The 18,009-nt window shown below is 69.6% G+C and carries 16 protein-coding genes; 11 read left to right on the top strand and 5 right to left on the bottom strand.

What is annotated here, in order from left to right:
- Positions 1 to 3: 3 nt before the first annotated feature.
- The gene (locus L3Q65_RS28785; protein WP_037817183.1) at positions 4 to 777 is read left to right on the top strand and encodes a cyclase family protein; all 774 of its coding nucleotides are present in this window, start codon (positions 4 to 6) and stop codon (positions 775 to 777) included.
- 59 nt (positions 778 to 836) lie between these two features.
- Here L3Q65_RS28785 and L3Q65_RS28780 read toward each other — a convergent pair whose 3' ends face one another.
- On the bottom strand, positions 837 to 1,871 hold the full coding sequence (locus L3Q65_RS28780; protein WP_237597163.1) for a ketoacyl-ACP synthase III family protein: 1,035 nt from the start codon (positions 1,869 to 1,871) through the stop codon (positions 837 to 839).
- A 142-nt stretch (positions 1,872 to 2,013) separates the two neighbouring features.
- Between L3Q65_RS28780 and L3Q65_RS28775 the strand changes: the two genes are divergently transcribed.
- The 6 genes from L3Q65_RS28775 to L3Q65_RS28750 all read left to right on the top strand — a co-directional run bounded on the left by L3Q65_RS28775 (position 2,014) and on the right by L3Q65_RS28750 (position 6,129).
- Positions 2,014 to 3,009, top strand: coding sequence for an acyltransferase domain-containing protein (locus L3Q65_RS28775; RefSeq protein ID WP_237597162.1), 996 nt, complete (start codon positions 2,014 to 2,016; stop codon positions 3,007 to 3,009).
- A gap of 323 nt (positions 3,010 to 3,332) precedes the next feature.
- Positions 3,333 to 3,605, top strand: a complete 273-nt coding sequence (locus L3Q65_RS28770; protein ID WP_182890050.1) for a hypothetical protein — start codon at positions 3,333 to 3,335, stop codon at positions 3,603 to 3,605.
- 284 nt (positions 3,606 to 3,889) lie between these two features.
- Positions 3,890 to 4,231, top strand: coding sequence for a PadR family transcriptional regulator (locus tag L3Q65_RS28765; RefSeq protein WP_182890051.1), 342 nt, complete (start codon positions 3,890 to 3,892; stop codon positions 4,229 to 4,231).
- Positions 4,221 to 4,604 (top strand): DUF1048 domain-containing protein, encoded by a 384-nt coding sequence (locus L3Q65_RS28760; RefSeq protein ID WP_182890052.1) that lies wholly within the window; start codon positions 4,221 to 4,223, stop codon positions 4,602 to 4,604. The genes L3Q65_RS28765 and L3Q65_RS28760 overlap by 11 nt, the downstream gene beginning before the upstream one ends.
- Positions 4,601 to 5,371: an ABC transporter ATP-binding protein gene (locus L3Q65_RS28755; RefSeq protein WP_237597161.1), complete on the top strand. Its 771-nt coding sequence runs from the start codon at positions 4,601 to 4,603 to the stop codon at positions 5,369 to 5,371. The genes L3Q65_RS28760 and L3Q65_RS28755 overlap by 4 nt, the downstream gene beginning before the upstream one ends.
- A complete protein-coding gene (locus L3Q65_RS28750) occupies positions 5,368 to 6,129 on the top strand; it encodes an ABC transporter permease (protein ID WP_182890054.1) in 762 nt (253 codons plus the stop codon). The genes L3Q65_RS28755 and L3Q65_RS28750 overlap by 4 nt, the downstream gene beginning before the upstream one ends.
- Before the next feature lie 180 nt (positions 6,130 to 6,309).
- Here the strand turns inward: L3Q65_RS28750 and L3Q65_RS28745 are convergent, their stop codons facing one another.
- Both L3Q65_RS28745 and ald read right to left on the bottom strand, forming a co-directional pair.
- Positions 6,310 to 10,026 (bottom strand): ABC transporter ATP-binding protein, encoded by a 3,717-nt coding sequence (locus L3Q65_RS28745; protein ID WP_237600948.1) that lies wholly within the window; start codon positions 10,024 to 10,026, stop codon positions 6,310 to 6,312.
- A gap of 538 nt (positions 10,027 to 10,564) precedes the next feature.
- The gene (gene ald / locus L3Q65_RS28740) at positions 10,565 to 11,680 is read right to left on the bottom strand and encodes an alanine dehydrogenase (RefSeq protein WP_182890055.1); all 1,116 of its coding nucleotides are present in this window, start codon (positions 11,678 to 11,680) and stop codon (positions 10,565 to 10,567) included.
- Between the two features lie 190 nt (positions 11,681 to 11,870).
- Between ald and L3Q65_RS28735 the strand changes: the two genes are divergently transcribed.
- Together L3Q65_RS28735 and L3Q65_RS28730 are read left to right on the top strand one after the other, a co-directional pair.
- Positions 11,871 to 12,812 (top strand): zinc-binding dehydrogenase, encoded by a 942-nt coding sequence (locus tag L3Q65_RS28735; RefSeq protein WP_182890056.1) that lies wholly within the window; start codon positions 11,871 to 11,873, stop codon positions 12,810 to 12,812.
- The gene (locus tag L3Q65_RS28730) at positions 12,809 to 13,261 is read left to right on the top strand and encodes a pyridoxamine 5'-phosphate oxidase family protein (RefSeq protein ID WP_237597160.1); all 453 of its coding nucleotides are present in this window, start codon (positions 12,809 to 12,811) and stop codon (positions 13,259 to 13,261) included. Before L3Q65_RS28735 ends, L3Q65_RS28730 begins: the two co-directional genes overlap by 4 nt.
- Here L3Q65_RS28730 and L3Q65_RS28725 read toward each other — a convergent pair.
- Positions 13,230 to 14,798: a CdaR family transcriptional regulator gene (locus tag L3Q65_RS28725; RefSeq protein WP_237597159.1), complete on the bottom strand. Its 1,569-nt coding sequence runs from the start codon at positions 14,796 to 14,798 to the stop codon at positions 13,230 to 13,232. The two genes, L3Q65_RS28730 and L3Q65_RS28725, sit on opposite strands and share 32 nt — an antisense overlap.
- A 71-nt stretch (positions 14,799 to 14,869) precedes the next feature.
- Positions 14,870 to 15,358 (bottom strand): hypothetical protein, encoded by a 489-nt coding sequence (locus tag L3Q65_RS28720; protein ID WP_182890059.1) that lies wholly within the window; start codon positions 15,356 to 15,358, stop codon positions 14,870 to 14,872.
- Positions 15,359 to 15,528: 170 nt separating this feature from the next.
- On the opposite strand from L3Q65_RS28720, the gene L3Q65_RS28715 reads away from it, so the two are divergent.
- Both L3Q65_RS28715 and L3Q65_RS28710 read left to right on the top strand, forming a co-directional pair.
- Positions 15,529 to 16,836 (top strand): bifunctional o-acetylhomoserine/o-acetylserine sulfhydrylase, encoded by a 1,308-nt coding sequence (locus L3Q65_RS28715; protein ID WP_182890060.1) that lies wholly within the window; start codon positions 15,529 to 15,531, stop codon positions 16,834 to 16,836.
- Positions 16,833 to 17,960 carry a homoserine O-acetyltransferase gene (locus tag L3Q65_RS28710; RefSeq protein WP_237597158.1) on the top strand — a complete coding sequence of 376 codons (1,128 nt, stop codon included), beginning with the start codon at positions 16,833 to 16,835 and terminating at the stop codon, positions 17,958 to 17,960. Before L3Q65_RS28715 ends, L3Q65_RS28710 begins: the two co-directional genes overlap by 4 nt.
- Positions 17,961 to 18,009: the final 49 nt, after the last annotated feature.

The following is an 18,009-nucleotide window of genomic DNA, read 5'->3' as shown; positions in this document are numbered from 1 at the left end:
CCGTTGCAGCTGATTGACCTGTCCTCCCCGATCGACCCGGAAGGCTGGGAGCCCGAGCCGCTGTCGCTGGTCACCATGTCCGCACAGGACGGGGCCAAGCACCTGGTGTCGGAAATGCGCGAGCACTTCGGCATGGACCTCGACCCGGAAGTGCTGCGGGACGCCGAGTTCCTGACGAACGACACGGTGTCGCTGACCACGCACACCGGCACGCACATCGACGCGCCGGCGCACTACGGCGACGCCACGTCGTACGGTTCGGCCCCGCGCACGATCGACCAGATGCCGGTCGACTGGTTCCACCGTCCCGCCGTGGTCCTGGACTTCACCGGCCGCGCGCCGGGGGTCATCACCGCCGACGATGTGCGCGCGGAACTGTCCCGGGTGGACTATCAGCCGAAGGAACTGGACATCGTCCTGCTCCACACCGGAGCCGACCAGCACGCCGGTACGCCGAAGTACTTCACCGAGTTCGTCGGCCTCGACCAGTCCGGGCTGGATCTGTTGCTGGACTTCGGCGTCCGCGTGATCGGCACGGACGCGTTCAGTCTCGACGCGCCCTTCACGCACATCATCGAGACCTACCAGCGGACCGGCGACAAGTCGGTGCTGTGGCCGGCGCACATGCGCGGCCGCGACCGGGAGTATTGCCAGATCGAACGGCTGGCGAATCTCGCCGAACTGCCGCGGGCGCACGGTTTCACGCTGTCGTGCTTCCCGGTGAAACTGGCTGGCGCCGGTGCCGGATGGGCTCGCGCGGTCGCTATCGTCGAGTAGCTTCCGCACGAGAAAAGGCCCCGCGACTCCTCCTCTCGCGGGGCCTTTCCTCGTTTGCTCTAGTCAGCCCACTCGGGTTTTTCGAACAGCTCGATCACCGCACTGCTCCACGAGAATCCCGCGCCGACGCCCATCAGCAGACACGTCTGTCCGGGCCGCAACCCGCCGGTTCGCACCAGGTGTTCCAAGCTGACGATGTGGTCGCCCGCGCCGAGATGGCCGATCTTGCTGTCGAAATCCCACGTGGTCCGTTCGAGCGGAACGTCCATGTGCCGCAGGTAGTTCGACACCAGCCGCCGCCTCCCGAAGTGCGGCAGCACCAGCCGGTCCACATCGGACAGTTCCAGTTCGGCGTCGCTCAGCGCGCGTTTCAACGCCTCGCGCTGCCCGTCGAGAATGGCCGCGAGCGTCTGGGACATTCCGGCCTCAGCCACGTATGATCGTTTGTGCGCGTCCAGATCGACCAGCTGCCGAGTGCTCATCTCGACCTCACCGAACGCCGCTCCCGCACGGTGCATGCCTTCCAGCTCCGGCCCGCCGACCACCGACAGGCTGCGCAACCGCGCGAATCCGCCGACGCTGGACAGCACCATCGCCGTCCCGCCATCGGCGTACGCGGTGCCCGGGTCGCTGTGCCAGCGGTCGAAATCGGGCCCGTCAAAGCGGTCCGCCGCGGTGATCAACGCCGCCTGCCGCGCCGGGTCCGCGAGAAGGTAACTGGCCGCGAGGTCGAGTGCTGCCATGCCGCCGTTGGAAACCTGCCGCACCTCGATCGCCGGACAGGTCCCGCCGACCGCTGCCCGCTGGACGTACGCGGCCGGCGACCACAAGTCGTAGCCTTGATGGAACAACGTCGCGTGCAGCAGCACCGCGATGTCCCCGCGCGCCACCCCGGACCGCTCCAAGGCGACTCGCGCGGCCCGAGCCGCCATCTCCGGCGGCGCGATCCCTTCGGGCGCGACAAGGACCGATTCCATCTCGCTTTTGCGCGCCGTCTCGGCCGAGCACTGCCCGCTCCGCACCGCTTCGGCGGTCGTCGTCGCCGGTGGCAGCCAACTGCCGAGCCCGGCGAGGTACAGCCCGTCGAATCTCATGCCGCCACCCTTCCGGCGGGCTCTCGACAGCCTGTGGGAACGGACTCGACCTGGCGGTCCAGCAGGGGTCGAGCAGCCGTCGACCGCCGTGCCCGACGATCCGGTTCGGTTCCGGTGCTTCCCGGCGGAAGGAGTTTCGTCAATGACCGAGGTCGCACTGCTGTTCCCGGGCCAGGGTTCGCAGCATGTCCGAATGGCCGCCGGCCTGTACGGTCACGACAAGGCGTTCACCGATGCCGTCGACGAAGTCTTCGCCGCGTTGGGCCCCGACGGCCCCGCCATCCGCGCCGACTGGCTGACCGACTCGCCCGCTGTTGCCCTGGACCACGTCACCCGCTCGCAAATCCTGCTGTTCACCGTGGGCCACGCGCTGGGCCGGATGATCCTTTCCTGGGGCGTGGAACCGGCCGCCCTGCTGGGTCACAGCGTCGGCGAGGTAGCCGCCGCGACTCTCGCCGGCGTCTTCGAAGTCCCCGCCGCGGCCGAGCTGATGTGGAACCGGGTGCAGGAACTGGCGTCCGCCCCCGCAGGCGGAATGCTCGCCGTGGCCGCGACCGTCGACGATGTCGCCTCGGTCCTCACGGATGAAGTCGTGATCGGCGCGATCAACGCCCCGCGCCAGTTGATCCTCTCCGGCCCGGAAGCCCCCTTGGCGGAGGCCTCGGCGAAGTTGCGCGCCGACGGGCGGACTTGCCTCCGTGTCCCCGCGACGTCGGCCTTCCACAGCCCCGCCTTGGCCGAGGCTGCCGCCCGGTGCCTCCCGTCAGTTGCCGCCGCACAGCCGTCGCCCCCGAAGATCCCGATGGTTTCGGGCTATACCGGCCGCGTGCTCAGCGATTCGGAGGCGACGGACCCTTCCTACTGGGCTTCTCACCCCGTCGAACCAGTGCGGTTCTGGCCGGCTTTGGGCACGCTGCTGGGCCCGGAGTCGCCACTCCCGATTGAGGGACGGCGGGTGCTGGTGGAGACGGGGCCGTCGCAGTTGCTGGCCAAGGCGGCACGCATCCACCCGACGGTGCGCGCGAAGGAAGCTTCGGTGCTGGCGATGCTGCCTGCGCGGGCTGGAGGTCCGGACGCTGATCTGGCTGCGGTGGCTGCCTGCCGGAAGGCGTTGGAGACGGCGGGGCACTGCGGGTGAGGGTGGCCGTCTAGCTAGGCGGGCGGCTCCGGCTCGCGTGGCGGGGTGGTGTGCCGGGTGCGGCGTAACAGGTTTCGCGCCGAGGGCTTGCCGGGCGGCAATTGGGCGCGCGGGTGCTTTCCGGGCGAGCCGGTGAGCGGCAACCGCGGCAGGCAGCGGCCCAGGCCACTCACTTGGGCGGCGCGGTGCAAGGACGTCCGCGCCTGTTACGGCTGAGTTGGGATCTGCGTAGCGACTCGTTCACTGACCGGTGTTGTGCTGTCGAAAGGCTGCGGCCTCACCCGGCCGCAGCGAGTTTCGAGGCGCGAGGCGGTGGTGACGCGATGTGGCTGGTCGAATGTCCGTCGTTCTGGGACCAGGGTTTGATCCGCCCGCTTGTCACCGAACACGGCAAGGTCGTCCTGATGTGCGATTCCTGCACCGCGGTGTGGCGGACCCCGTCCTGCATCGAGGAGTTCGAGCACGTCGAGCCGGAAGCGCCCGAGTGGTCCATCGGCTCGGACACGCACGTCCGACCCGGGACCACCCGCTGGGCCGAACTGGCCGACGTCGCCTCCGTCGGCTGGGGCGACCTCCGCTGGCGCGAACTGCCCTGAACCGCGCCGGCGCGGATCCTCGGAGATCGCGGGGTTTTCCGGCTCGCCCATAGAGTGGCGCGTCAGGCAGACGCGCACGGCGACGAACCGAAGTTCCCAGCGGCGGGGAGTGCCGCGACAAGCTCGTCGAACGGATCAGCGGGGCTGAGCCGCGCCCAGGTGCGTGAGTGCGGTCCCGCTCGCCTTCCTGTCAAGGGGGAGTCGCCGAAGCCCCTCGCTGTCGCCGGTAGTCAGTGTTACTATCTACCGGTACTCAGCAACACTGACTAGCTGAAGGGAGTTCGATGGGCAAGCAGGCGACGGAGATGCTCAAGGGGACCTTGGAGGGCATCGTCCTCGCGATTCTTGCCGGGCGGCCCGCCTACGGGTACGAGATCACCTCCTGGCTGCGCGAGCGGGGGTTCACCGATCTCGCCGAGGGCACCGTTTACGCGCTGCTCGTGCGGATCGAGCAGCGCGGGCTCGTCGACGTCGAGAAAGTGCCGTCCGAGAAAGGGCCGCCGCGGAAGGTTTACACGCTGAACGAGCCGGGGCGCGCGAGTCTTGCCGAGTTCTGGCGGAACTGGCGGTTTCTCTCGGACCGGCTCGAACAGCTGCGCAAGGAGGGAATCGATCATGGGGAATGACGGAAAAAGCAAGTATCTGCATTATCTGGAAGTAGTCACCGGGCCGCTGGAGGACAAGAAGCGGTACCGGCGGTACAAGGCGCGCGTCGAGGAGCTGCCGCCGGACTATCGGACGGCGATCAAGGCGTTGCACCGGTATCTGCAGTACTTCGGGCCGGGGACGGCGGAGAGCCACCTGCGGATGCTGGACGATCTCATCGACCTGTTCGAGCAGAGCGTGGCGAACGGGACTTCGGTTCGCGGCATTGTCGGTGACGAGCCGGTCGAATTCGCGGAGGAGTTTCTCCGGAGTTATCCCGAGGGGAACTGGATTTCCCGAGAGCGGACGCGGCTGACCGAATCCATCGACCGCGCGGCGGGCGGTGCGGTATGACGGCGCCGGCGATACGAGTGCGGGGCTTGCGAAAGTCCTACGGCAAGCTGGAAGTGTTGCGCGGCGTGGATTTCGAGGTAGGGCGCGGCAGTATTTTCGCGTTGCTCGGGTCGAACGGGGCGGGCAAGACGACGGTCGTGCGGATCTTGTCCACGTTGCTCAAGGCTGACGCGGGAGAGGCGGAGGTCAACGGGTTCGCGGTGGCGAGCCAGGGGGCGGACGTCCGCGAGTCGATCAGTCTCACCGGTCAGTTCGCGGCCGTCGATGAAATCCTTACCGGACGCGAAAATCTGGTGCTGGTGGCCAAGTTGCGGCATCTCAAGGATCCGGGCGTGATCGCGGACGGGTTGTTGCGGAGGTTCGCGTTGACCGACGCTGGATCGCGCAAGGTGTCGACGTACTCCGGTGGCATGCGCCGTCGTCTTGACATCGCGATGAGCCTGATCGGGGACCCGCGGGTCATCTTTCTCGACGAGCCGACGACGGGGCTCGATCCGCAGGCGCGCAACGACGTCTGGCGCGCGGTCGAGGAACTCGCTGAGCAGGGCGCGACAGTGCTGCTCACCACCCAGTACCTGGACGAGGCCGAACACCTCGCCGACCGGATCGCGATCCTGCACGAGGGGCGGGTGCTCGTCAACGGCACGCTGGACGAGTTGAAGCAGCTTCTTCCGCCCGCCAAGGTCGAGTACGTCGAGAAGCAGCCGACGCTGGAAGACGTCTTCTTTTCCCTCGTCGGCGCCGGAAGCAAGGGGGACGGGCAATGAGCGGCCACTTCGTCGCCGACAGTTCGGTCCTGTTAGGACGGTCACTGCGGCACATCACCCGCAGCCTGGACACGATCATCACGACGACGGTCACGCCGATCGCGATGCTGCTGCTCTTCACCTACGTCTTCGGCGGCGCGATCAACTCCGGCTCCGAGTCGTACGTGACCTACCTGCTGCCCGGCATTCTCCTGATCACCATCGCCTCCGGGATCGCCTACACCGCGTTCCGGCTCTTCCTGGACATGAAGGGCGGCATTTTCGAGCGTTTCCAGTCCATGCCGATCGCGCGCTCGGCGGTGCTGTGGGCGCACGTGCTCACCTCGGTGATCGCGAACCTGATCTCGGTGGCCGTCGTGGTGCTCGTGGCGTTCGCGATGGGATTCCGCACCAGCGCGGGACCGCTGGCGTGGCTCGCGGTGCTCGGCATACTGGTGCTGTTCACCCTGGCGCTGACCTGGATCGCGGTGATCCCGGGTCTGACCGCCAAATCCGCGGACGGCGCGAGTGCGTTCTCGTACCCGCTCATCTTCCTGCCGTTCGTCAGCTCGGCCTTCGTGCCGACCGGCACGATGCCCGGACCGGTGCGCGCGTTCGCCGAACACCAGCCGGTGACGTCGATCGTCAACACCATCCGCGATCTGTTCGCCGAGCGCCCGGTCGGTGCGGGTATTTGGACCGCGCTGGCGTGGTGTGTGGGGATTTTGGCGGTGGCGTACTTCTTCGCCAATGTGATTTATCGTCGCAAGATTTCTTGACCGCGAGCGCGCGCGGCGCGGCAGCGGCCCGCTGGGCGGGGACGGTTCGACGGCCGTTGCCGGAGACGGGCTGAGGCCAGGCATCGCGCGAGCGCCCGATAGGCAAGGGCGCTCGCGCGATGCATCGGCATCCTCGAAGCGGCGCAGGCCCCGTGGTCTAGCGCCGCAGCATCTTCTGGCTCATCCCAGTGCCCACAGCCGGGCGTAATGTCCGCCCGCAGCCACCAACTCGGGGTGGGTGCCCTGTTCGACGATGCGGCCGTGGTCGAGCACGACGATCCGGTCGGCCTTCGCGGCGGTTGCCAGGCGGTGGGCGACTACGAAGGTGGTCCGGCGCCGGGCGAGGTGCTCGGTGGCGCGGAGGACCGTGGCTTCGGTGGCTGGGTCCAGGGCGGCGGTGGCTTCGTCCAGCAGGAGCACGTCCGGGTCGACCAGTTCGGCCCGGGCGAGTGCGACGAGCTGCCGCTGCCCGGCGGACAGGGAGCGGCCGCGTTCGCCTACTGGTTGCCGGAAACCGGCGGGGAGCGCGGCTACTCCGTCCAGGGCTCCGACAGCGCGTACGGCGGCCTCGACTTCCGCGTCGGTGGCTTCGGGACGGCCGTACCGCACGTTGTCCGCGACGGTGCCGGAGAACAGGTGCGCTTCCTGTGGCACCACGCCCATCCGGGCGCGCAATGCGGGCAGGTCGTACTCGCGGACGTCGACGCCGTCGATCAACACCGCGCCGCCGGTGGCGTCGTAGTAGCGCGCGACGAGCTTCACCGCAGTGGACTTGCCTGCGCCGGTGGCGCCGACCAGTGCGACGGTTTCGCCCGCTGCGACGTCGAGCGTCAGGTTCTCCAGTGCGGGCTTTTCCGCCCCGGCGTAGGAGAAATCGACGTCCTTGAACCGCACTTCGCCGGACAGGTGTGCGGGCAGTTCGACCGGCTGCTCGGCCGGGGGTACCGACGTCGGTGTGCGCAGCAGATCGCCGATGCGGCTCAGACCGACGCGGGCCTGCTGGTAGCCGTCGAACACGGACGACAGTTGCTGGATCGGCGAGAAGAATTGCTGGAGGTACAGCAAGAATCCGAGCAGAACACCGGCTTCGAGAGTGCCGCCGGCGACCCGGTGTGCGCCGACGACCAGCACCGTCGTGGTCGCCAGATCCGACAGCAGCGAGACAAGCGGGAAGTACGTCGCGATGTACCGCTGCGCGCGCAGCCGCGACCGACGGTAGTCGTCACTGCGCGACGCGAACACCTCCGCCGAACGCTCTTCGCGCGTGTACGCCTGAGCGACGCGCAGACCGCTGACGTTCTCCTGCATGTCCGCGTTGACGACGCTCACCTTCTCGCGCGCCTCGCTGTACGCACGCGAAGCGACCCGCCGGAAGATCAGCGTGGCTACGAGCAGGATCGGCAGCATGGCCAGCGCGTACACGGCCAGCGCGGCATCGGTGACCAGCAGCGCGACCGTGATGCCCACCAACGTCAGCGCGCTGACGACCGCGGTGGCGAGGCCGGTTTGCAGGAACGTGGACAACGCGTCGACGTCCGTGGTCATCCGGGTCATGATCTTCCCGGACAGTTCGCGCTCGTAGTAGTCCAGCCCGAGCCGTTGCAGGTGTGCGTAACTGCGCACGCGCAGCGAGTACAGCACCGTCTCGCCGACGCGGGCGGTGAGCCGGGTTTGCCAGCGCACCACGAACCAGTCGGCCGCCACGACGAGCGCACCGATCCCGGCCAGCAGCCACACGACGCTCGCCACCCCGGGCAGGACACCGTGGTCGACGCCGCGCTGGTACAGCGCGGGCAGCGCGAGCGAGGCCAGTGCGTCGGCCGCGACCAGACCGATCACGCCGATGAGCGGCCAGCGCACCGGACGCAGGATCCGGGACAGCTTGAAGCCGGGGTCCGGGGCCGTGACGTCCACATCGGACAGCCGGGGCCGGTCGGTGGCCGGAGGCAGCCGGCGGACGCCTTCCAGCAGTTCCGGGGTCGGTGGCACGTCGGCGCCGCCGCTGCCCGCGAACCCGCTGCCGCCGCCTGGCATGCCGCCGCGGGACTGCGCGGCCTCGGCGAGAGCGTCGACCTCGTCGCGTTCGTCCGTGGGCCACAGGACTGCCGTGGTGCCGTCCGCGCCCGGCTCGAGGTTGTCGCAGCGGTGCGGTTTTTCGACGTCGTCGCCTGGACCCGCGACCAGTTCGCGGAACAGCGCGCACCGCGCCAGCAGTTCCTCCTCGGTGCCGACGTCGACGACTCGACCTTGATCCAGCACCGCGATCCGGTCGGCCAGTTGCAGCGTTGACCGGCGGTGCGCGATGAGCAACGTGGTGCGTTCAGCGGTGACCGCGCGCAGCGTGTCGTGGATCGCGGCTTCGGTGACGGTGTCGATCGCCGACGTCGCGTCGTCCAGGATCAGCACGCGCGGGTCAGTGAGCAGAGCCCGGGCCAGCCCAAGCCGTTGCCGCTGCCCGCCGGACAGCGTGAGCCCGCGTTCGCCGACCTCGGTGGCGTATCCGTCCGGCAGCGCGCGGATGAACTCGTCCGCCTCCGCCGCGCGGGCGGCCGCGAAGACCTCCTCGTCGCTCGCGTCCGGGCGGCCGTACGCGATGTTGTCCCGCACCGAGGTGGAGAACAGGAACGCTTCCTCGAAGACCACGCCGATCGCCTGGCGCAGGTCCTTCAACGGCACGTCGCGCACGTCCAGCCCGCCGACCCGCACCGAACCCGAGTGCACGTCGTAAAACCGGGGCAGCAGCATGGAAATCGTGGACTTGCCGGACCCCGCCGTGCCCACCAGTGCGAGCGTTTCGCCGGGGCGAGCTTCGAGAGTGAGCCCGTCGAGCACCGGATCGCTGCGGGTGTAGCCGAACTTCACGTCGTTCAGCTCGACGCCCAGCGTGCCGGGCGGCAGCGGCCGCGCGTCCGGGCTGTCGGTGACCTCCGGCTGCGCGTCGATCAGCTCGTACACCCGCTCCGCGCCGGCGCGCGTGAGCTGCGCCTGCACGACCAGCCCGGACAGGAACCGCGCCGGGCCGATCAACGCCGCGAGATAGGTGGCGAACGCGAGGAACGTGCCGAGACTGATCTGCCCGTTCAACGCCAGCATGCCGCCGATCGCCAGCACCGCGACCTGACCCGCGGCAGGCAGTGCCGACGTGGTCGCTGTCGGCAACGCGGACAGCTTCGCCGCGCGCAACCGCTCCGCGAAAAGCTTCCGGGCCGTGCGCTCCAGCCGCGCGACCTCGCGCGCCTCCTGCCCGAACCCCTTCACCACGCGCACGCCGGTGACGGTTTCCTCGACGTGCTGCGCGACATCCGCCGCGCGCTGCTGCGCCGACCAGGTCGCCGGGAACAACCGCCGCCTGCTCAACGCCACGACGATCCCGACCGCGGGCGCGACCACCAGCGCGATGAGCGTGAGCAGCGGCGACATCCACAGCATCGCGCCCAGCGACAGCACCGCGAAAATCACCGATCCAGCCGACAGCGGAACCTGCATCAGCAACCCGGTGACCAGTTGCAGATCCGAAATCGCGCGCGACACGACCTGCCCCGTGCGCAACGCGTCCTGCTTCCCGCCGTCCAGCCGCGAGACCGCGCCGAACACCCGGTTGCGCAGATCGTGCTGCACGTCCAGCGCCAGCCGCCCGCCGACATACCGGCGCAGGAACGCCGACCCGAACGCGACGATCTGCAACGCCACCAGCCCCACCGCGAGCCCGGCCAGCTGCGACGTATGCCCGGCCACCGCGTCGTCCACCGCCGAGCGCACCAGCAACGGACTCGCCGCCTGCACCCCGACGCTCAGCACCGCCGCCGTCATCGCGAGCACGACAACGCCGCGATGCTCCCAGCAGGCAGCGGACAACCGGCGCACCCAGCCGACCGGTCGGGGCGCCGTCTCAGCAATCGGACGGTCTTGACGCGCAGGCGTCGCAGTGGTGGTCACATCACAAGGTTAGGGAGCGGCACCGACAATTTATTCCCGAGCGAGCCGGCGGCCCGGACCAAACGGGCACAACCGGCGCTCCCGCGGGCAGAGGTGACGAACGGCACGCCAGCGGGTTCCGAAAGGCCCTGGAAGCCTCGTGGAGCAGGGAAACCCTGGTCCGGGCGGCAAAGGTGAAAGGTTGAACGTTCACCTGGTCACCGGGAAGAACCCCGGCGAAATCCACCCCCGAACGAGCGCTCCCGCCCAATGTTCTTTAAGCTAGTACCCGGCGACCCGCTCCCAGTGACCCCCAGGCTGGTTGAGCGGGTCGCCCCTTCTTCCCTTCCTCTGCTCGCGCCTGGCGGCGCTTCGCCCGGGAAGGGGCGTCGTATTACCCGGGGGGCCGAGCCCCCCGGACCCCCACGGTGCGTTCGGCGGCGGTTGGGTGGAACAAAAAGCGTTGGGACATAAGAAAAGCGGCGAGGGCTTTCGGCCCTCGCCGCTTTGCCGTGGCTGGTTAGGCGAGGGCGGTTTCGACGGGGGTGTGGGGGAGGGAGTGGGCGGTGGCTACGGGGGCGTTCGTCAGGGCGCCGGAGTGGGTGTTCAGGCCCAGGGCCAGGGCGGGGTCTGCGGAGAGGGCGGCTTTCCAGCCCTTGTCTGCTAGCTGCACCGCGTAGGGGAGGGTGACGTTGGTCAGGCCGTAGGTGCTCGTGCGCGGGACTGCGCCCGGCATGTTGGCCACGCAGTAGAAGACCGAGTTGTGGACCGTGTAGGTCGGGTCGTCGTGCGTGGTCGGACGCGAGTCGGCGAAGCAGCCGCCCTGGTCGATGGCGATGTCCACGAGAACGCTGCCCGGCTTCATGCGGGAGACCAGGTCGTTGGAGACCAGCTTCGGGGCCTTCGCGCCGGGGACCAGGACCGCGCCGATGACCATGTCCGCTTCCAGGACCGACTCTTCGACGGAGAGCCGGTTCGAGGTGACGGTGCGGATGCGGCCGCCGAAGTCGTTGTCGATCTGGCGGAGACGGTCGACGTTGGTGTCGAGGATTTCCACGTCGGAGCCGAGGCCCAGTGCGACGCGAGCGGCGTTGAGACCCGCCACGCCGCCGCCGATGACGACCACGCGCGCCGGGTGCACGCCGGGGATGCCGCCGGGCAGGACGCCGCGGCCGCCGCTCGGCTTCATCAGGGCGTAGGCGCCGACCTGCGGGGCCAGCCGGCCCGCGACCTCGGACATCGGGGCCAGCAGCGGCAGCGCGCCGTTCGGCTTCTGCACCGTCTCGTACGCGATCGCGGTGGTTCCCGCGGCCAGCAGCGCGTCGGTCAGCGGACGGTCCGCGGCGATGTGCAGGTAGGTGAACAGCACCAGATCCTTGCGCAGGCGCGGGTACTCCTCGGCGATCGGCTCCTTCACCTTCAGCACGAGCTCGCCCTCGGCCCACGTCTCCTCCGCGGTGGCGAGCACCTTCGCGCCCGCGGCGACGTACTCCTCGTCCGTGATGGACGACCCGGTCCCGGCACCCGTCTCGACGAAGACGTCGTGCCCGCGACCGACCAGTTCGTGCACGCCTGCCGGGGTCAACGCGACCCGGTACTCGTGCTTCTTGATCTCACGGGGAACGGCGATGCGCACTGCTTGCCTCCTGGCGGCGGTTCTGTCGAAGGTGTTGCCACTCACGGTGATCTACCCGGACGGCGGTGTCATCATCCCGCCGCCACAGTCTTGCGCCGGGTCAGTAGTGCTGCCAGGACAACGCCCTTGACCTCGACCGCACTTGAGGTAGTTGGCTGGCACCCGGCGGAGACTTCGAGGAAGGGCTTACATGCGAGCGGTGTGGCTGCGGGAGTTCGGCGGGCCGGCGGTGCTGGAGGCGGGGGAGGCTCCGGATCCGGCTCCCGGGCCGGGACAGGTGCTGATCGAGGTGGCGTTCGCCAACGTCACCTTCGTGGAAACGCAGTTCCGGGCGACGGGGACGGGGCCGTTCGGCAGCACGCTTCCGATGGTGCCCGGCAACGGCGTCGGGGGTGTGATCAGCCGCGCCGGGGAGGGCGTGGACCCGGCGCTGGTCGGGAAACGCGTGGTGACCTCGACCGGCGGCAGCGGCGGTTACGCGCAGCGCGTGGTCGTGGACGCGGCGTTGGTGTTCCCGGTGCCGCACGCGCTGAGCCTCGACGCGGCCGTCGCATTGCTGGCCGACGGCCGCACCGCGACCGGGCTCGTGCACGCGACCGCGGTCGCGCCGGGGGAAAGGGTGCTCGTCGAGGCGGCCGCCGGAGGGGTCGGCAGTCTCTTGGTGCAGCTGGCGAAGGCTGCGGGCGCGGAGGTCGTGGCTGCTGCGGGCGGGGCCGAAAAGCTTGCCCGTGCCCGGGAATTGGGCGCGGACTTGGCCGTTGATTACACCGATCCGGAGTGGACCGCGGAGGCCGGGGAGGTGGACGTGGTGTTCGACGGCGTGGGAGGCGCGGTCGGCACGGCGGCGTTCTCTCTGGTGCGGCCTGGCGGGCGGATGGCGATTTACGGTCTGGCAAGCGGTTCATGGACGGAAGTGTCCGAAGAGGACGCCGCGGCGCGTGGCGTGAAGCTGGTCCGGTCGATCGGCGACGCGGCGGCGATGCGCGGCTTCACCGAATCGGCACTGGCGGCTGCTGCGGCTGGGCAGCTCACTCCGGTGATCGGGCAGCGGTTTCCGTTGGAGCGTGCGGCTGATGCGCACGCGGCGATCGAATCGCGCGGCACGATCGGGAAGACGCTGCTGGTCGCGTGACCGATTTCGACGTCGACAGCTTCCTCGCGCAGCCGCTGACCGCACGGGTCGCCACCGCGGGTCCAACCGTTCGGCCCACTTGGTACCTCTGGGAGGACGGGGCCTTTTGGATCCTCAGCGGCCCGTGGTCACGACTGCCCGACCGGGTGCGCACGGAGCCGCGGATCGCGATGACTGTCGACGTTTGCGATCTCGCGACCGGCTTGGTGCGGCAGGTGATCGCGCGCGGGCAGGCCGCCGTCGAGCCGTTCGACGTGCCGCGCGGACGGCGGAAGCTGGCGCGGTATCTGGGTCCGGACGAGTCCGGGTGGGATCCGCGGTTCCGCGCGTATCTGCTCGACGATCCGGCCGAGCGCGGCACGGTCTGGATCCGGATGGAGCCGGAATCTTTGCGCGCCAACGATCTCAGCTGCCGCGTCAACTCCAGCGCAGTGCGATCAGCTGGGTGAGCAAAGCAAGCCGGACATCCGGATCGTCGAGGTTCAGCGGAACCAGCTCCAGCAGCCGTTTCATCCGGTACCGCAACGTGTTCGGGTGAATTCGCAGCCGTTCAGCGGCCGCGCGGGGGTCGCCCGGATGCCGGAGCCATTCGTAAAGAGTGTCGACGTACCCGGCATTGCTCGACTCGTCGTGTGCGCGCAGCACGCCGAGCGGGCCGAGTTCCGACACCTGCGCCGCCGCTGCTCCGGCGGCGGCGCGGTGCAAAACCAGCGCCGTCCAAGCCTCGTCGTAAGCCACGACGCGGCCCTCGACCAGTCCGGCCCGCAGCAGTCCCAGCGCCTCGTCGGCCTGGGCTCGCGACGCGGCCAGCGCGGTCGGGTCGCCTGGCGCACCCGCGGCTGCGCGCGGTAGGCCGCCTCGGCGGGAAGCGGGTTGGGCGAGCAATGCCTCCCGCAGTTCCGGCCAGCCGCCCTCGCCGGGGCGGTCCGGTACCACCACGTACAGCAGCCCACCCAGGTCAGCCGCGACTGGACGGCGTCCGAAACCCTGCGAAATCCGTTCCAGCAAAGCCAGCAGCAAGCCCTCGGCATCTCGGCTGTCGCCGCCGCTGACGTCCACGACGACGACCCGGTGCGGCTCGTCGGACAGATCCAGTTCGGCGACCACCCGGCGCGGCGGGACCTGTCCTTCCAAAACCGCGCGCAGCAACTCGGCGGAAGCCCGGCGTTGTGCGTCCGTATGCGCGCGTCGTCGCAGCAGGTGCAGCGCGACCACTGGGGCCGCGTCCGCGAAAGCCGCCGCGCGTTCCTCGGAAACCGGACCGGGGACGACCGCCCACATCGAGCCAAGCAGTTCGCCGCCCATCCGGATCGGGACGATCAGCCGGGGCAGGGTGCCGTCGCGCTGGGCCGGGACGAAGATCGTCTGCCTGCCGCGGGAAAGCTCCCGGAACACGCCGCGCGAGCGGAACCGGGCCAGGACGTCGTCGGGGATGCGGCGGCCCATGATCGTCGCGACGCGCGCCGGGTCGGTGAGGTCCTGGCGCGCGGAATAGGCGAGGACGCGCGAGTTGGTGTCCTCGATCGTCACCGACGCGTCGACCACGGCGGCCACGGCGTCGGCGAGCCGGAAGAGGTCGCTGGAACCAGGGTCGCCGCCTTCTTCGAGTGCTTCGGATTCGTCGGCGAGCGCGTCCAGGACCGTGCGCAACAGCCAGACCAACTGGGCCCAGGACGTCGCCGCGTGCACCTGGATCAACGCGATCCCCGCCGCCTTCGCCGCGCGCCGCACCGACTGTTTCGCCGCCAGCGGCGGTTTCAGCAGCACCGCCGCCGCACCCCGTCTGGCGCTCACCCGGACGAGCGCGGCGGCGTCGGCCTGCTCGATCGTGGCGACGCCCAGCACCAGGTCACCGGCCGCGATGGCGGACTCCGCGCCCGGTTCGGCGATCACCACGTCGCCGACCGCGGGACAGCCTTCGGGCACGAGAAGCGCGTGGAGCAGCGTGGGACCGACCCGGTCCACGACGCTGCGCACCGAAACCACAGCTACCTCCAGCGCTTCTGACGTTCTTGCTGGAACGGTAGAAGACTGCACCGGTTTCGCCACCCGCGGCACTAGTTAGCGCGAAACACCTTCGGCCACGGCTTGAAGTACGACACCAGCGTCGCCCCCAGCAGCAACGTCAGCCCGACGCTCATCGCCCCAGTGCCCGACACCGCGCTCGCCCCGACAAGCTCACCGCGTGACGCCTGCTCGCCGTGCGCGACGAAAGACGGGACCACCAGGAGGTTGCCGCCGACGAAGAGGGCGAGCGTCGCCAGCAGTTTCCACAGCACCCAGTGGTAGCGCACCAGCTTCCACTTCGTGCCGAGGCCGAGCACGATCCCAGTGGCCAGGGCGAGCAGGCTGGCCGGGAAGTAGAGCGTCCCGGCCAGCACTCCGGCGATGACGTTCGCGCTGCGCGTGGTCACCGGATCGAGGCCGGCGATCGCGAGGACGCTGCAGATCAGCACCGCGATCTCGGCTCCGATCCAGCCGACCGACGTGACGACGTGGCCGAAGAGGAACCACTTCCGGGTCACCGGGCGCATTCTCCAGTCCATGCGGCTCAGCGTGCGCGGCACAGCACTGTCGCGTCGTCCGTCAGCGCTCGGCACTTGTTCATACGTCCGGGTGCGTAGGACTCTCATCTCGTGAGAGCGGTTGGGCGTTTCGTCCGGCCTGGTTAGCGTCGCGCCCAGCCGACCCGATCCCGACCGCTAGGAGCGAGCAGATGCCGGAAGACACCACGAGCTGGTCCTTCGAGACCAAGCAGATCCACGCGGGGGCGGCGCCCGATCCGGCGACCGGCGCCCGCGCGACGCCGATCTACCAGACCACGTCGTACGTCTTCCGCGACACGCAGCACGGGGCGGATCTGTTCAGCCTCGCCGAGCCCGGCCACATCTACACGCGCATCAACAACCCGACCCAGGACGTCCTGGAGCAGCGCGTCGCCACTCTCGAAGGCGGCGTCGCCGGCCTCGCGTTCGCGTCCGGTTCGGCGGCGGTCACCGCGGCGATCCTGACCCTGGCCAACGCGGGCGACCACTTCGTCACCAGCCCCTCGCTGTACGGCGGCACCTACAACCTCTTCCACTACACGCTGCCGAAGCTCGGCATCGAGGTCACCTTCATCGACGACCAGGACGACGCGGAGCAGTGGCGGGCCGCGGTCCGGCCGAACACCAAGCTGTTCTTCGCCGAGACGCTGGCCAACCCGAGCAGCGCCGTCCTCGACATCCGCAAGGTCGCCGACGTCGCGCACGAGGCCGGGGTCCCGCTGGTCGTGGACAACACCGTGCCCACGCCGTACCTCGTCCGTCCGATCGAGCACGGCGCCGACATCGTCGTGCACTCGGCGACGAAGTACCTCGGCGGCCACGGCACGACGGTCGCCGGCGTGCTGGTCGACGGCGGCACGTTCGACTTCGGCAAGGACCCGTCCCGGTTTCCGGGCTTCAACGAGCCCGACCCGAGCTACCACGGTCTCAAGTACTGGGAGGCGCTCGGCCCTGGCGCGTTCGCGGCCAAGGCACGCGTGCAGATCCTGCGCGACACCGGCGCGGCGATCGCCCCGCTGAACAGCTTCCTCATCTTGCAGGGCATCGAGACGCTGTCGCTGCGCGTGGAGCGGCACTCCGCGAACGCGCAGGCGCTCGCGGAATGGCTGGAAGAGCGCGACGAGGTCGAGAAGGTCTACTACGCGGGCCTGCCGTCGAGCCCGTACCACGCGGCGGCGCAGAAGTACCTGCCGCGCGGCGTCGGCGCGGTGCTGTCGTTCGAGCTGCGCGGCGGCGTCGAGGCGGGCCGGAAGTTCGTCGACGGCACCGAACTGCACAGCCAGCTGGTGAATCTCGGCGACGTGCGCAGCCTGATCGTGCACCCGGCTTCGACCACGCACAGCCAGCTCGGCCCCGAGGAACAGGTCGCCGCGGGCGTCACGCCGGGCCTCGTGCGGCTCGCCGTCGGACTGGAAGGAATCGAGGACCTGAAGGCCGACCTCGAGGCGGGCTTCCGCGCCGCCAAGGCGGCGCTGTGACGGATCCCGGCGCGAGTCTTCCGCCCGTCACCGGCGCGTGGCGGGCGGGCGACCCACCCGGCAGACGGCAGTGGTTCACCGGCCCCGGCGCACTCGCGCTGGAGGCCGGTGCCACCCTGCCCGGCTACACCCTCGCGTACGAAACGTGGGGAACGCTCAACTCCGACGGATCCAACGCGGTCCTCGTCGAGCACGCTCTCACCGGCGACAGCCATGTCGTCGGCCCCGCTGAACCCGGGCATCCGAGTCCCGGATGGTGGGACGGACTGATCGGTCCCGGCAAGGCTTTCGACACCGGCGAACTGTTCGTCGTCGCCCCTAACGTGCTCGGTGGCTGTCAGGGGTCGACAGGCCCGTCCTCGCCCGCTCCGGACGGCAAGCCGTGGGGCAGCCGATTCCCGGCTTTGACCGTCCGTGATCAGGTCAACGCCGAAGCTGAGCTCTCGGACGCGCTCGGCATCGAACGCTGGGCCGCCGTCGCAGGCGGCTCGATGGGCGGGATGCGCGCTCTCGAATGGGCGGTAAGTCAACCCGATCGGGTCGCCTCGGCGCTCGTTCTCGCCTCGACCGCGCGTGCGTCCGCCGAGCAAATCGCCTGGGCGGCCCCGCAACTGCACGCGATCCGAGGCGACCAGGCCTGGCACGGCGGCGACTACTACACCGCGGCCGAAGGCCCGCACCGCGGACTGGGCGTGGCCCGGCGGATCGCGCACGTCACCTATCGCTGCGAACCCGAACTGGAGACGCGTTTCGGGAACCGTCCGCAGCAGGACGAGGATCCGCTGACCGGCGGCCGGTTCGCGGTCGAGTCCTATCTGGACCATCACGCGGACAAGCTCGCCCACCGGTTCGACGCGGGTTCCTACGTGGTGCTCACCGAATCGATGAACACCCACGACGTCGGCCGGGGCCGAGGCGGGGTAGCCGCTGCGCTGGGCCGGGTCACCGCGCGCACCGTGGTCGCCGCGGTGGACAGCGACCGGCTCTACCCGCCGTACCAATCACACGAGATCGCGGCGGGAGCCGGCGGCGAGGCCACGGTGCTGACTTCGCCGTACGGCCACGATTCGTTCCTGATCGAGACCGAGCAGATCGCCGCGCTGGTCAAGACTCTGCTGGGCTGAGAACGCGGTGAAGGCCGCCTCGAGCCAACTCGAGGCGGCCTTCACCCGT

This window comes from Amycolatopsis sp. FU40, from assembly GCF_021903635.1.
Taxonomy (GTDB): Bacteria; Actinomycetota; Actinomycetes; order Mycobacteriales; family Pseudonocardiaceae; genus Amycolatopsis; species Amycolatopsis dendrobii.
The sequence above is the reverse complement of the archived record's forward strand: the minus strand, read 5'-3'. Positions and strand labels throughout refer to the sequence as shown.

Coding starts and splice junctions, on each gene's coding strand:
- L3Q65_RS28780 (WP_237597163.1), bottom strand. CDS start 1,871: ATGAGATTCGACGGGCTGTACCTCGCCGGGCTCGGCAGTTGGCTGCCA.
- L3Q65_RS28775 (WP_237597162.1), top strand. CDS start 2,014: ATGACCGAGGTCGCACTGCTGTTCCCGGGCCAGGGTTCGCAGCATGTC.
- L3Q65_RS28770 (WP_182890050.1), top strand. CDS start 3,333: ATGTGGCTGGTCGAATGTCCGTCGTTCTGGGACCAGGGTTTGATCCGC.
- L3Q65_RS28765 (WP_182890051.1), top strand. CDS start 3,890: ATGGGCAAGCAGGCGACGGAGATGCTCAAGGGGACCTTGGAGGGCATC.
- L3Q65_RS28760 (WP_182890052.1), top strand. CDS start 4,221: ATGGGGAATGACGGAAAAAGCAAGTATCTGCATTATCTGGAAGTAGTC.
- L3Q65_RS28755 (WP_237597161.1), top strand. CDS start 4,601: ATGACGGCGCCGGCGATACGAGTGCGGGGCTTGCGAAAGTCCTACGGC.
- L3Q65_RS28750 (WP_182890054.1), top strand. CDS start 5,368: ATGAGCGGCCACTTCGTCGCCGACAGTTCGGTCCTGTTAGGACGGTCA.
- L3Q65_RS28735 (WP_182890056.1), top strand. CDS start 11,871: ATGCGAGCGGTGTGGCTGCGGGAGTTCGGCGGGCCGGCGGTGCTGGAG.
- L3Q65_RS28720 (WP_182890059.1), bottom strand. CDS start 15,358: ATGGACTGGAGAATGCGCCCGGTGACCCGGAAGTGGTTCCTCTTCGGC.
- L3Q65_RS28715 (WP_182890060.1), top strand. CDS start 15,529: ATGCCGGAAGACACCACGAGCTGGTCCTTCGAGACCAAGCAGATCCAC.